14 protein-coding genes are annotated in these 12,869 nt (G+C 68.4%); 4 read left to right on the top strand and 10 right to left on the bottom strand.

Annotated elements, in window-relative coordinates:
• Together C9E82_RS10160 and C9E82_RS10155 are read right to left on the bottom strand one after the other, a co-directional pair.
• On the bottom strand, nt 1-894 hold the full coding sequence (locus tag C9E82_RS10160; RefSeq protein WP_119898937.1) for a carbohydrate ABC transporter permease: 894 nt from the start codon (nt 892-894) through the stop codon (nt 1-3).
• A 56-nt stretch (nt 895-950) separates the two neighbouring features.
• Nucleotides 951-2,198 carry an ABC transporter substrate-binding protein gene (locus C9E82_RS10155; protein WP_119898940.1) on the bottom strand — a complete coding sequence of 416 codons (1,248 nt, stop codon included), beginning with the start codon at nt 2,196-2,198 and terminating at the stop codon, nt 951-953.
• Between the two features lie 214 nt (nt 2,199-2,412).
• On the opposite strand from C9E82_RS10155, the gene C9E82_RS10150 reads away from it, so the two are divergent.
• The 3 genes from C9E82_RS10150 (at nt 2,413) to C9E82_RS24480 (ending at nt 5,314) form a co-directional block, all read left to right on the top strand.
• Entirely contained in the window at nt 2,413-3,438 is a 1,026-nt protein-coding gene (locus tag C9E82_RS10150) for a LacI family transcriptional regulator (protein WP_119898942.1), read from the top strand.
• Nucleotides 3,435-4,724, top strand: coding sequence for an AGE family epimerase/isomerase (locus C9E82_RS10145; RefSeq protein WP_119898944.1), 1,290 nt, complete (start codon nt 3,435-3,437; stop codon nt 4,722-4,724). The genes C9E82_RS10150 and C9E82_RS10145 overlap by 4 nt, the downstream gene beginning before the upstream one ends.
• Nucleotides 4,725-5,173: 449 nt before the next feature.
• A complete protein-coding gene (locus tag C9E82_RS24480) occupies nt 5,174-5,314 on the top strand; it encodes a hypothetical protein (protein WP_170162111.1) in 141 nt (46 codons plus the stop codon).
• A 257-nt stretch (nt 5,315-5,571) separates the two neighbouring features.
• Here C9E82_RS24480 and C9E82_RS10140 read toward each other — a convergent pair whose 3' ends face one another.
• Genes C9E82_RS10140 through glnH form a run of 5 tightly spaced genes read right to left on the bottom strand, consistent with a single transcriptional unit; the run spans nt 5,572 to nt 9,631 of the window.
• Nucleotides 5,572-6,498 (bottom strand): MurR/RpiR family transcriptional regulator, encoded by a 927-nt coding sequence (locus C9E82_RS10140; protein WP_119898947.1) that lies wholly within the window; start codon nt 6,496-6,498, stop codon nt 5,572-5,574.
• Nucleotides 6,440-7,465 carry a C45 family autoproteolytic acyltransferase/hydolase gene (locus C9E82_RS10135; protein WP_119898949.1) on the bottom strand — a complete coding sequence of 342 codons (1,026 nt, stop codon included), beginning with the start codon at nt 7,463-7,465 and terminating at the stop codon, nt 6,440-6,442. The genes C9E82_RS10140 and C9E82_RS10135 overlap by 59 nt, the downstream gene beginning before the upstream one ends.
• Nucleotides 7,455-8,183: a glutamine ABC transporter ATP-binding protein GlnQ gene (gene glnQ / locus C9E82_RS10130; protein ID WP_119898951.1), complete on the bottom strand. Its 729-nt coding sequence runs from the start codon at nt 8,181-8,183 to the stop codon at nt 7,455-7,457. Before glnQ ends, C9E82_RS10135 begins: the two co-directional genes overlap by 11 nt.
• Nucleotides 8,180-8,836, bottom strand: a complete 657-nt coding sequence (glnP, locus tag C9E82_RS10125) for a glutamine ABC transporter permease GlnP (RefSeq protein ID WP_119898990.1) — start codon at nt 8,834-8,836, stop codon at nt 8,180-8,182. Before glnP ends, glnQ begins: the two co-directional genes overlap by 4 nt.
• Nucleotides 8,837-8,890: 54 nt before the next feature.
• Entirely contained in the window at nt 8,891-9,631 is a 741-nt protein-coding gene (gene glnH / locus C9E82_RS10120; RefSeq protein WP_119898954.1) for a glutamine ABC transporter substrate-binding protein GlnH, read from the bottom strand.
• 213 nt (nt 9,632-9,844) lie between these two features.
• On the opposite strand from glnH, the gene C9E82_RS10115 reads away from it, so the two are divergent.
• Nucleotides 9,845-10,510 carry an adenosylcobinamide amidohydrolase gene (locus C9E82_RS10115; RefSeq protein ID WP_119898956.1) on the top strand — a complete coding sequence of 222 codons (666 nt, stop codon included), beginning with the start codon at nt 9,845-9,847 and terminating at the stop codon, nt 10,508-10,510.
• Nucleotides 10,511-10,526: 16 nt separating this feature from the next.
• Here C9E82_RS10115 and C9E82_RS10110 read toward each other — a convergent pair whose 3' ends face one another.
• The 3 genes from C9E82_RS10110 to C9E82_RS10100 all read right to left on the bottom strand — a co-directional run bounded on the left by C9E82_RS10110 (nt 10,527) and on the right by C9E82_RS10100 (nt 12,812).
• The gene (locus C9E82_RS10110; protein ID WP_147393109.1) at nt 10,527-10,949 is read right to left on the bottom strand and encodes a hypothetical protein; all 423 of its coding nucleotides are present in this window, start codon (nt 10,947-10,949) and stop codon (nt 10,527-10,529) included.
• A gap of 92 nt (nt 10,950-11,041) precedes the next feature.
• Nucleotides 11,042-11,875, bottom strand: coding sequence for a hypothetical protein (locus tag C9E82_RS10105; protein WP_119898961.1), 834 nt, complete (start codon nt 11,873-11,875; stop codon nt 11,042-11,044).
• On the bottom strand, nt 11,865-12,812 hold the full coding sequence (locus C9E82_RS10100; RefSeq protein ID WP_183154062.1) for a DUF4123 domain-containing protein: 948 nt from the start codon (nt 12,810-12,812) through the stop codon (nt 11,865-11,867). The genes C9E82_RS10105 and C9E82_RS10100 overlap by 11 nt, the downstream gene beginning before the upstream one ends.
• Between the last annotated feature and the right edge of the window lie 57 nt (nt 12,813-12,869).

The raw sequence follows: 12,869 nt of genomic DNA, 5'->3' as shown, positions 1-12,869 counted from the left end.
TCATCGCTTCTCCTCCCGCAGTTCGGAATAGAGATAGGGGACCATGATCGCGGCGATGCCCATCAGCATGATCATGGCCGAGGCCGAGCCCACCGCCATCTGGCTGCGGGTGAAGGTATAGGAATACATGAAGGTCGAGGGCAGCTCGGTCGCGTTTCCGGGCCCGCCGCCGGTCAGCGCGATCACCAGGTCATAGGACTTGATCGCCATATGCGCCAGCACGATCACCGCCGACAGGAAGGCCGGGCGCAAGAGCGGGATGACGATGCGGCGATAGATGGTGAAGGTCGAGGCGCCGTCGACGGTGGCGGCCTTCAGCATCTCGCTGTCGATGCCGCGCAGGCCGGCCAGGAACATCGCCATGACGAAGCCCGAGGCCTGCCAGATCCCGGCGATGGCGACGGTATAGATGGCCATGTCGGGCCGCACCAGCCAGTCGAAGGTGAAGCTTTCCCAGCCCCAGCCGCGCACGGTGTTCTGAAATCCCATGCCCGGATTGAGGAACCATTTCCACGCCGTCCCGGTGACGACGAAGGACAGCGCCATCGGATAGAGATAGATCGGGCGCAGCACGCCCTCGATGCGGATCCTCTGGTCCAAAAGGATCGCCAGGAACAGCCCCAGCGCGATGCAGACGATGATGTAGAGCGAGCCGAAGATCGCCAGGTTCTTCAGCGCCATCCACCAGTTCGGCTGCGCGAACAGCCGCTCGTAGGCGTCGAAGCCGGCCCATTTGTAGACCGGCAGGATCCGCGAGGTGGACATCGACAGCACCGCCGTCCAGACGATGAAGCCATAGACGAAGACCAGCACCAGCGCGAAGGAGGGCGCCAGAACCAGACGCGGCAGCCAGTCCTGCAGGCGGCGCAGCGCGCCGGGGGATGTCGTGGCCATGGGGGTTCCTTGGGGATGCGCGGGCGCCCGGACCAGTGACGGTCCGGGCGTGTCGGTTACTGCGCCGCAGCCACGGCCTGCGGCAGGCGGGTCAGCGCCTCATCGGTCGAGATCTGGCCGTTCAGGTGCTGGGTCACGACGTCGAAGACCGCTTCCTTGACCGACGAGGGCTGGCCGTGGCCATGGGCCAGCGAGCCCGCCAGCGTGCCGGCCTCGGCCGCCTCGGCCAGGTCGGCCATGCCCTTCTTGCCGCAATCGTCGAAATCGGCATCCGGCACGTCGGTGCGCGCGGGAACCGAGCCCTTGACGGTGTTGAAGGCGATCTGGAAGGACGGGTCCATCACCGCCGCGGCCATCTTCAGCTGCGCGCTGCGCTTTTCCTCGTCGCCCAGGTCGAACATCACGAACTGGTCCGAGTTGAACAGGATCGAGCCCTGCGTGCCGGGGAAGCGGATGCAGACGAAATCCTCGCCCGGCACCTGTTCGGCGCGCAGGAATTCGCCCTTGGCCCAGTCGCCCATCTGCTGCGCGCCGGCCTGGCCCTCGATCACCATGGCCGAGGCGAGGTTCCAGTCGCGCCCCGAGAAGCTGCCGTCGAAATAGCTGCGTAGCTTCGTCATGTCGTCGAAGACCTGCCGCATGGTGTCGCCGCCAAGCGCCTCTGCATCGGCCTCCAGCACGGCCTGGCGGTAGAAATCCATGCCGCCCCGCGACAGCACGACCGATTCCCACAGCGTGCCGTCCTGCCAGGGCTGCCCGCCATGGGCCAGCGGCGTGATGCCCTGTTCCTGGAAGGCGTCCAGCATGGCGAACAGCCCGTCCATGTCCTCGGGCGTCTCGCCGCCCGCGGCGTCCAGCGCCGCCTTGTTGATCCACAGCCAGTTGGTCGAATGGACGTTGACCGGCGCCGCGATCCACTGGTCGTCATATTTCGAGAAGGCCTGGATCGCCTCGGGGATCACCTCGGCCCAGCCCTGTTCGGCGGCCAGGTCGTCCAGGTTGCCCAGCACGCCCATCTCGGCCCAGTCGCGGATGTCGAAGCCCAGCATCTGCACGGCGGTCGGCGGATCGCCCGCCGTCACCCGCGCCCGAAGCGCGGTCATCGCCTGCACGCCCGAGCCGCCGGCGACCGGCATGTCGCGCCAGGCGACGTCCTTCGACGCCAGATCGTCCTTCAGCACGTTCAGCGCCGCCGCCTCGCCGCCGGCGGTCCACCAGTGCAGCACCTCGACGCTTTCCTCGGCGAAGGCTCCGGCGCTTGCCAGGAGGGAAATGGCCGTGCCGGCCAGCAAGATTTTACGCATTTTCAGTCTCCCTGTGCCGGCCTCCACACCGGCGCCACATTTATAACGTTTTAAATCGACCGCCTGTCAAGCCCGCTTGTGGAGGGCGGCAGAATATTTGATTGTTGAAATTCAGGGTATTAAATGTATCAAGAATGACGCTGGGGCAGGATGCGGCGGCAGGATGCCGTTTAAATCGTTGCATAATCGCGCGAATCGCATCGGAGGGGGAAACATGGTCAAACGCGACAGGCCGACGCTGCGCACGGTCGCCTCGATGGCGGGGCTGGCGGTGACGACGGTGTCGCGCGCGCTGTCCGACGACCCGCGAATCGCGCCCGAGACCCGCAGCCGGGTGCAGGAGATCGCCCGCCAGATCGGCTATTCCCCCGACCGCGCCGCGCAGCGGCTGCGCACCGGGCGCACCAATGTCATCGCCTTCCTGCTGAACCCGCACGAGGAGATCCTGGGCTACGGCTCCTCGATGATCCGCGGGCTTACGCGGGCCTTGCGGGGCACGCCCTATCACCTGGTGGTGATGCCCAACTATGCCGACCGCCCGCCGGCCGAGCCGATCGAGAACGTGCTGCGCAACCGGCTGGCCGACGGGCTGATCATCTCGCGCACCCGGCCCGACGACCTGCGGGTGCGGATGATGCTGGAACACGGCTTCCCCTTCATCAGCCACGGCCGGACCGAGCTTGCGACGCCGCATCCCTTCGTCGATTTCGACAATTTCGGCTTCGCCCATGCGGCCGCCGCGCGGCTGATCGCCCGCGGCGCGCGGCGCCCCTGCCTGATCCCCGCGCCCGAGGGCATGACCTTCGCCCAGCATCTGCGCATGGGTTTCCTGCGCGCCTGCGGCGAGGCCGGGATCGAGGGGCAGGTCCTGTCGGGCGTGACGCTGGACGACCCGCCGCAGGCCCTGCGCGCCCATGTCCTGGACCTGATCGCCCGCGACGCGCTGCCCGACGGCTTCGTCTGCCCCGGCGAGGTCAGCGCCATGGCCGTCCATGCGGCCTGCGCCGATTCCGGCCGGGCAGGGGACTGCCACCTGGTGATGAAGCACACCTCGGGCATGGCCGACATCATCCGGCCGCGTTTCGACAGCATCTTCGAGGACCTGACCGAGGCAGGCGAGCTGATGGGCCGAATGCTTCTGCGCGCCATCGCCGGCGAACCGCCCGACCAGCTTCGGCATCTGCAATCCGCGCCGCCGCTTGTCGCCGGCGAATATCCCATCAGCGAGGCAGAACGATGACCCGACCCGAACAAGTGCCGACAAGCGGACCCTGGTGGGGGACCGAGGCCCATCGGCGCTATCTTCTGCAGGACGCCGCCCGGCAGTTCCGCTTCTTCGGCGAGAGCCTTGATCCCGCCGGCGGCTTTCACGCGCAGGACGTTACCGGCGCCCCGATCCCCGGCGCGCCGCGCGAACTGCATGCCACGACCCGCATGGTCCATTCCTTCGCCCTTGCCCATCTGCTGGGGATCAGGGGGGCCGACCGCATGGTCGATCACGGGATGCGCGCGCTGTGGGAACTGCATCGCGACCGCACGCATGGCGGCTATATGTGGTCCTTCGCGCCGGGGGGCATGGTCGCGGACGGGCAGAAGCTGGCCTATGGCCATGCCTTCGTCCTGCTGGCGGCGGCCAGCGCGAAACAGGCGGGCCATCCCGATGCCGACCGGCTGCTGGCCGATATCTGCGAGGTGATCGAGGCGCGTTTCTGGGACCACGACAACGCCCGCATGACCGAGGAATATGCCCGCGACTGGCGCAGGATCTCGGACTATCGCGGCATGAATGCGAACATGCACATGTCCGAGGCGCTGCTGGCCGCCGCCGAGGCGACCGGCGACCAGGCCTTCCTGCGCCGGGCGCGCGGCATCTTCGACTTCTTCATCGGCCGGATCGGCGCCGCCCATGACTGGCGGCTGCCCGAACATTACACCGAGGGCTGGCGGATCGACCCCGCCTATGAGGGCAATCCGATGTTCCGCCCGCGCGGCACCACCCCCGGCCATTCCTTCGAGCTTGCCCGCCTGCTGCTGCAGGCCTGGGACCTGGACGGCCGTCGCGACGCGACCCTGCCCGACTGGGCCGGGCGGCTTTACCAGCGGGCGCTGGCGGACGGCTGGGACAAGGCGCGGGGCGGGATCCTCTATACGGTCGATCTGGACGGCCAGCCCCTGCGCCGCGACCGCTATTGGTGGCCCGTCACCGAGGCGATCGGCGCCTCTGCGGCGCTGCTGAAGGCCGGAGAGGACGTGGCCGGCGACTATCTGATGTTCTGGCAGGCCGCCGAGAGGCTGTTCATCGATGCCCGGCATGGCGGCTGGATCCCCGAGATCGACGAGGACGACCGGCCCTTGGGCCGCCAGTTCGCCGGCAAGCCGGATATCTACCATTCGATCCAGGCCGCGCTGCTGCCGCTGCTGCCCGGCCTGTCGGGCGCGGCGGACGAGTTGCGGGCCATGCGCGCCAGCGGATTGCCCGACCTGTTCGATCCACAGTTGAAATCGGCCCGCGAAACGCCAAACTGACGGCCTCGGGACATAGAGCGGGACCCATGCCGTGAGGCGCCAGCGCAGCGATCACCCCCTTGCCGCGGGCAGGGCCGTCCTGGTCCTGCTGCTGGCGCTTGGCCTTGCCCTGGGCGCGGTCCCGAGGCTGCCGGGGGATTGGGGTCCCGCGGAAGAGGCGATCCGGGCCAAGGCCGATAACGGCTTGATCTCGCTTCGCAATCCGACACCGGCCAAGCCCGCCGCCCATCCCCAGGACGGGCCGGCCCTGGTTCCCGCGACCGGCGATTTTCGGGACCGGCCGCCCCGGATCGCGCTGCTGCCGTCGCGCCATGCGCGCCCGGCCATCCGTCACGCCGTGCCGGCCGCGCATCCGCGTGGGCCGCCATCGGTCCCGGCCGGCCCGGCAATCGCGCGCGCCCCGGCCGGTCCGCGGGCGCTTCCGACCAAGCAAACGCACGAGACGACGGATGAAAGATCCCGACAAGCGGCAATCCCAGCCGACACCGCAGCCGCAACCGCAGCAAAGCCTGAAAACCACGCTGCTGCACTGGCTGATCCTGATCGTCGCCCTGACCGCCCTGATCGGCGGCGTCATGTGGCTGACCTGACCGCCCGCGCTTCCTGCGGCACGGCCTCATGCCGCGCCGCAGAGAAGGCTGTGGCTTGACTCTCGCGAAACGTTCAAGGGACGATAGGACATGATGCGACATATCCTCATTGCCTGCACGCTCGTTCTTGCCGCCTGTGCGTCCTCGGGGACCACGACCACCAGTTCGGGGCCCAGGTCCATCGGAGAGCTGCGCGCCGCCTGCCAGCAGGGCGACCGAGCCTCCTGCAACGCCGTTCGGGCGCATGACGGGATGCTCTAGCCGTCCCGTTCGACCCCCATCTCGGCGATCATGCGGTCGCGTTCGCGCAGGGCGCGACGGGCGGCCTCGGGGCGGGCGGCGGCGCAGGCATTGATCAGGCATTCGGTCGCGACCATGAAGGCGCCGATGCTGTTCGACAGGAAGCTGGAGTCATGCGGGCAGAGGATCGCCGCGCAGGATGAATCGACCAGGGGCGAGCTGGCCCGGTCGGTGATCGCCACGGTCGACAGGCCGTTGCGGCGCGCGGCGGCGGCGACATCGACCACCTGCCGCGAATAGGGCGCGCAGCTGGCCGAGACCAGCACATCGCCATCCCCCATCATCGACAGGCTTTCCGCCACGCCAAGACTGTTCGAATCGATCAGCGACACGTCCGAGCGGATCATCCGCAGCCCGTAGACCAGGAAGCTGGCGACGGCATGGAACTGGCGGATCCCGTAGACGGCCACCCGCGGCGCCGACATGATCATCTCGACCGCCGCCTCGAAGGACCGTTCCTCGAAACCGTCGAGGAAACGGTCGATATTCGCCTGATTTTCCCTGCAAAGCCGTGCCGCCTGCGCGCGGGAAGAGCTGCCCGTTTCCAGGGCCGCGCGGGCCTGGCGCGAGTAGAACTCGCCCGGCGCGGCCATCGAGGCCGACAGCAGCACCTTCTGCAGGGCGGGAAAGCCGGAATAGCCGAGCGCCGTCGCCAGCCGCGTCAGGGTCGAGGGATGGACGCCCAGCACCTCGGCCAGCGTGGTGATCGACAGAAGCGCCGGATTGCCGGTCAGATCGAGGATCCGGCCAAGCGCCGAATGGGTCTTGGCGCCAAGCGTCACCTGCGCCTCGCCGCGCGAGATCGCCACGGCGAGGTCGCGCAGTTCAGACAGTGTCGCGGGCGGTGAGGCCGCGATAGGCCGGGGCTCCGGTGCTGCGGTCATGGATGCTCCATTCGATACCGTTTTCTGCAACCCGGAACAGCGCTGTGGCAAGGGTGTTTTCGTGATCGGGATCGTCCGGCGCGTCCCGGCGGATCGGCAGCCCGTCCCCGCCGGTGTCGCGCAGCAGCGTCAGCGGATCGGCGCCCTTCGCCAGCAATGCCTCGCCCCGCGCCTGCCGGTCGGCGGATGAGCGGGTGACGATCTGCCCCTTCGCCGCCAGGTGCAGGGCGTGGTTGGCGTGCAGCGCGGGTGCGGCGATTTCCCGCACCGAGACCCGGCCATTGCCGAATTCCACCGACAGCAGCCGGCGCTCGCCCTGGTCGCAAAGCGTGAAGTGGAAACCGCCGGCCGCCGGATGCGCCCGCAGCAGCGCCACCGCCTGGTCCGCCGATGCCATGCCCAGCACCGCCCGTCCCAGCACCATGCGCGGCAGGCCCGGCGCCGCGCCGCGCAGGCGGATATTGTTGACCGCCTGCACCAGCCCGGCATCCGTGAAGGCCAGCGTATGGCCGGGGATCGAGCCGGGATAGCAGAAGGCGCGGAAACCCGGCGCGTCCTCGGCGGCGACATCGGCGATGAAGCAATCGCCGCGGAAGAAGGGCAGGCCGTCCTCGTTATGGGCGATGACCGGCTGGCGGCCCGGCAGCATCACCGTGGTGCAGCCATCGGGAACCGAGGCCAGCAGGTCGCCCCGGCAGTTCCAGGCCATGACCGGGGCAAAGGGCAGGCCCAGCCCCTCGGCCAGCCCCTCGATCTCGGCCAGGACCTGCGGGAAATGCCGCCCGGTCAGCCGGGCCATCGCGGCGACGCGCGGGGCGAGGGCCGGGTCGGTGACGCGCCGCCAGTAGTCGCAGGACAGCAGGTCGCGATGCACCGCATCGCGCCCGGCGCGGCCCAGGGCGACACCGCGCGCGCGCGCATCGCCGCGGATCGGGATCCAGCCAAGATCGCTGCGTTTATTCAACATGTTGCAGGAAGTCCCTGAGCCGCCCGCTGGGGGGATTGCCGATCATCTCGCGCGGGTCGCCATCGACCGAGATCTTGCCGTTCTCCATGAAGATCAGCCGCGTGCCGACCTGCCGCGCGAAGGCCATCTCGTGGGTGACGACGACCATGGTCATGCCTTCCTGCGCCAGTTGCCGCATGACCGACAGCACCTCCTGCTTCAACTCGGGATCCAGCGCCGAGGTCGGCTCGTCGAACAGCATCACCTTGGGCCGGATCGCCAGCGCGCGGGCAATGGCGACGCGCTGCTGCTGGCCGCCCGACAGCTCGGACGGGTAGTGGCTCGCGCGATCCTTCAGGCCGACCTTCTCCAGCAGGGCCAGCGCCTGCGCCCGCGCCTCGGCGGCGGGGGTGCCGCGGACCTTGCGCGGTCCGAAGGCGACATTTTCCAGCGCGGTCATCTGCGGGAACAGGTTGAACTGCTGGAAGACCATCCCGGCCTCCTGCCGGATCTGCTGCAGCCGGCGACGCCCCTCGCGGACCGAGATCCCGTCCACGACCAGGTCGCCGCCGGTGATCTGCTCCAGCCCGTTGATGCAGCGCAGCAGCGTGGACTTGCCGGAACCCGAGGGGCCGATCAGCACCACGACCTGACCCGCGTCGATGGACAGGTCGACCTGGTCCAGCACCTTCAGATCGCCGAAATGCTTCGAGGTCTGGCGGAATTCGATGATGCTCACAGGATCCTCATGCGTTTTTCCACCATCCGCAGCAGAAGCGTCAGGCTGCCGGTCATCAGCAGGTAGAACACCGCCACCGCGGTCCAGATCTCGACGGCGCGGAAGTTGGCGGCCATGATCTCTTGCCCGGTCCGCGTCAGCTCGCCCACGCCGATCACGATGAACAGCGAGGTGTCCTTGAGGCTGACGATGAACTGATTGCCAAGCGGCGGGATCAGGCGGCGGAAGGCCAGCGGCCCGACGATGTAGAGCAGCACCTTCCAATGCGGCAGGCCGATGGCCAGCCCCGCCTCGGTCAGCCCGCGCGAGATCGACAGGAAGGCGCCGCGCACGATTTCGGCGATATAGGCGCCGGCATTGACGACGATGGCCAGGATCGCCGCCGACATCGGGTCGACCCGCACCCCCGCCAGCACCGGCAGCGCGAAATAGAGGAACATCACCTGCACGACGATCGGCGTGCCGCGGATCAGCTCGACATAGGCGAAGGCGATCGCGTTCAGGATCGGCCCGCCATAGGCGCGCATCAGCCCGGCCAGAACGCCAAGCAGCGTGCCGCCGACAAGGCCGAAAAGGGTAATCTGGAGCGTGACCTTCGCCCCGGCCAGAAGCTGGGGCAGGAAGGTCAGCACGACGGACCAGTCGGTTTGCACCGGAACCTCCGTGATGGAATGGAAAGGGGCGGGGACCGGCCCCGCCATGCGAGGTCAGTTGCCGGGCTTGGTGCCGAACCACTTCTCGTAGATGGCGTCATAGCGCCCGTCGGCCTTGATCGCCGCCAGCGCCTCGTTGACCCTGGGCGTCAGCTCGCTGCCCTTGGGAAAGGCGATGCCGTATTCATGCGCCATCATCTGTTCGCCCACGGCCTTGACCGCGCCGTCGCCGGCCGTCGCGATATAGTAGAGCACGTTCGGCGTGTCATGCATGGCCGCATCGACCCCGCCGGCGCGCAGCTCCAGATAGGCATTGTCGACATTGGGGAACTTGCGCAGCTCGGTCTCGGTGAAATTCGCCTCGGCATAATCCGAGGCCGAGGTGCCGGTCTTCACCGCCAGCGACTTGCCCGCCAGGTCGGCCTCGCCCGCGATGTCGCTGTCGGCGGCCACCATCAGCAGGAAGCCGGAATCGTAATAGCCGTCCGAAAAGTCGATGACCTCCTGACGCTCGGGCTTGATGGTGATGCCGGCCAGCGCGACATCGACCTGCCCGGTCTGCAGTGCCGGGATGATGCCCGCGAAATCCATCGGGCGCAGCTGATAGCTCAGCTCCAGCTCGGTGGCGATGGCGTCCCACAGGTCGATGTCGAAGCCGACATAGCTGTCGCCCTGCTTGAATTCGAAGGGCACGAAGGCGGTGTCGGTGGCGACGATCAGCTCATCGGCCTGGGCGGAAGTGGCGATCCCGAGCGCCAGGGCGGCGGGCGCCAGAAAGCGGAGGAAGTTGTTCATGTCGTTGGTCCCTGTTGATCGGACCGGCTTGGCGCAATGCGCTTCCGGTCATGCAAATATAATTGCATATATTGTATTGCAGATCAAATAATTTGCGCATCTGCTGCGCGACTGCTGCCGGAACCTATGCTGCAGGGCGGATCAGGGACCTGATGAACTCGACGCAGCGCCTTGCCATCCCTATGATTTTCGCAACCAACGGGGCAGGGCGGAATGGACGGGCAGGTCGGCAGCGGGGGATTCGGGGTCGCGCTGCGCGCGCCATGGCTGATCGCCGATCTGGGCGGCCTGCGCCGGGTCCTGTCCTTCGCGCCCTATCGGCCGGGCCTGACCGAGGCGCGCCATATCCTGTGGCGGCAGGTGCGCGACGCCGATCTGCGGCCCGGCCTGGACGCGGCGGGCTGGCTGGCCGAGGAGGTGCAGCGGATCGGCCATGGGCAGGACGTGGCGATGATGACCTCTCGCGGGCTGAGGCATCTGCAGCAAGGCCGCTGCGGGCCGGTTTCCTGCCTGGCGACGGTCGGCCTTGGCAATGCCGAGCGGGTCGGGCAGCGGCGCTTCGCCGGGGCCTCGGGCTACGGGACGATCAATATCGCGCTGCTGGTCGATCAGGGCCTGACGGAACCCGCGATGATCGAGGCGCTGACCATCGCGGCCGAGGCGCGCACCGCCGCCATCCTGGAAGCCGGGCTGGAACTGCCCACCGGACGCGCCACGGGCACCGGCACCGACTGCATCGCGCTGGCCTGCGACGCGGGGCCGGTCGGTTTCGCCGGGCTGCATACCGATCTGGGCTGCGCGCTGGGGCGGGCGGTCCATGAGGCGGTGCGCCGGGGCGCCGAGGAATGGATCGCCGAATACGGGAACCGGATCGGCTGACCGCTGGCCCGATGCGTCATCCTGGCGGGGGCGCGGCGAAGCCCGTGTCGTCCAGCGGCACCAGCAGCAGATGCGGGACCGGCGGCGGGGTTTCGGCCAGAGGGTAAAGGACCAGCCCCTCGCCGGGGCTGTAATGGCTGACATAGAAGCGGTCCAGCACGTCGCCCGGCAGCACGTCGCCCGGCAGCGCATCGCCCTGCGGGTCCTGCAGGCGGAAGCGGCCGCGATACCAGGTCACCCGGTCGCGATATTCGCCGGCCAGGATCTCGGGCGGAACACCCTCCAGCCGGCAGGCGCGGACCCAGCCATAGCTGTCCACGCCCCCGACCAGCAGCAGGTCGGGATCCAGCGGATCGCCCCAGAGGCGCGCGACTTCCTCGGCGTCCCATTCCGGGGTCGGGCCGGTCTCGGGGTGGTTCTGCACACAGGTTCTGGCCATGGCGGTCGTCCTTTCTCCAGCGGCATCCTGCGCGATGCCGGTCACCGGGTCCAGCAGGGCAAGGGCCAGCGACAGATATAACCCCGCGCGGATCATCGTGCGTTCAGCGCGCGCGGGAAGTCGAAGCCGCCGGCGATCTGGCCCGAGGCCGAGACGTTGAAGGGGCGGTAATGCTGCTGCAAGGCGCGCATCTGGCGGGCGGGCACCTCGAAATCGGGGGCGGCGGCGCCGACGATGCCGCGGGTCAGGAAGTTGCCGCCGCGCAATTGCAGCTCCAGCTTCGGGGCCGAGCGCGTGCTGCCCACGCGGACGCCCGCCGCCGCCGCAACCTCGGTCGCGAAGGTGAAGCAATGGTTGCTGGCGACGTTGTAGGGCCGTGCGGAGCGGCTGCGGACCTCGGCCATGCGCCGGTCGGCGAAATCCTTCATCGCGTCGAATGCGCCATTGGCCAGCTTCACATAGACCGCCTCGACCGCATAGGGGCCGCCATTCGTCCGCGTCAGCGCCGCGGCCAGCTGCGCCAGCGAATCTGCGGTGGGGTTGCCGGTCCGTTCGTCGAAGCTGATGGTGATCGCGGAAACCGCGGCGACCTGGCGCACCTGCCCGAAGCCCGCCGTGTCGTAGCGGCCATATTCATAGTAACGCACCGCGCCGTTGCGCCCGTCGATCATCGCGATGCCGGCATGGCCCAGCCCCTCGACCGCGGCATCGTCGCCGCGCCAGCGGCTGATCGACAGCGGCGGGCTGGAGGCGGGCTGGGTGAAGGTCGCCTGCATCGAGGCACGCACGTCGATCTGGAACGGGATCTGCCGCGCGACCTCGGCCGCGGGGATGGTGATCGGCTGGCGCGGATAGACGATCGGGATCGCCACGTCGCAGGGACCGGGGCAGGGGCTGGAGGGGCTGGTCAGCGCGTCATCCGACATCCCGGCCCCCCGCGATATTTTCTGCCATGTCCTCGGCCAGGTTCCTCAGCCGGTCGGCCCGGATCGCATCGGCCAGCCCGGCGCTCGCCTGCAGCTCGGCCCGCGCCCAGTCGGCCGTCAGGACCGATGCGCCTGCCGGGCCGCTCAGCCACAGAGCCATGGTGCGCAGCGCGGCGCGCGAGCGGAAGCCATGCCGCAGCAGGTCGTCGATCACCGTCTCGACATGCGCCCTGGACGCACCGCCCTCAAGGCATTCCCCGCGCAGCTGGCGCAGGAAATGGCGCCGGGCGTGATCGGCCAGCACCTGCCATTCAGCTTCCGACAGGCGCGGCCCGGCCATCGAGGGGGCAGGGTCCGTGGCCGCAAGCCGATAGGCCTCGGCATCCTGGATCAGCACCGCCTCGTCCAGGCAATCCGACCGCAACAGGCCGCGGATCAGATCGGAATTTCCCGACCTGGCCAGCGCCAGCAGAGTGCCGGGATCCCAGAAACGGAAGAAATACCATTTCCCCGCCGCATCCCGGATCTTGGTGAATTTCCGGCAATGCTGCCAGAGCCGGTCCAGCGTCCTGTCCGAGCGCAGGAATATCCCGCATTCCAGATCCCACAGATGCCAGGCAAATCTTCCCCGCGTGAACAGGAAACGGGTGAATTCATTCTCGGGCTGAAGCCGGACGATCCAGGGGGCCACATGGCCCCAATCCGCCTCGGCCTGGTCCTTGAAAAGGCAGCGATGCGCAAGGCCGGAACGTTCCAGAAGATCCGCCAGGTTGCTGGCCCGCGCCGCATCGATGACCGCATAAACCGCTGTGTTTTCATCGTTTTTGATGGGCGGCCAGAGAACGTCGCGCAATGCGTCGGGCACGGTCTTGCGGGGCAGGGTGCCGATCTGCTCGTCCAGGGGCGCCACGGGACCAAGCGGCTGAAGCGCCGTCATCCCCGCCGGACGGGCAGGGTCATCCGGAAAGTCCTGCCAGGGATCGGTCGCATGGCC

Source organism: Paracoccus sigandri, assembly GCF_003709565.1.
GTDB classification, from domain to species: domain Bacteria; phylum Pseudomonadota; class Alphaproteobacteria; order Rhodobacterales; family Rhodobacteraceae; genus Paracoccus; species Paracoccus siganidrum.
This window is presented reverse-complemented; position numbering and strand designations above follow the sequence as displayed.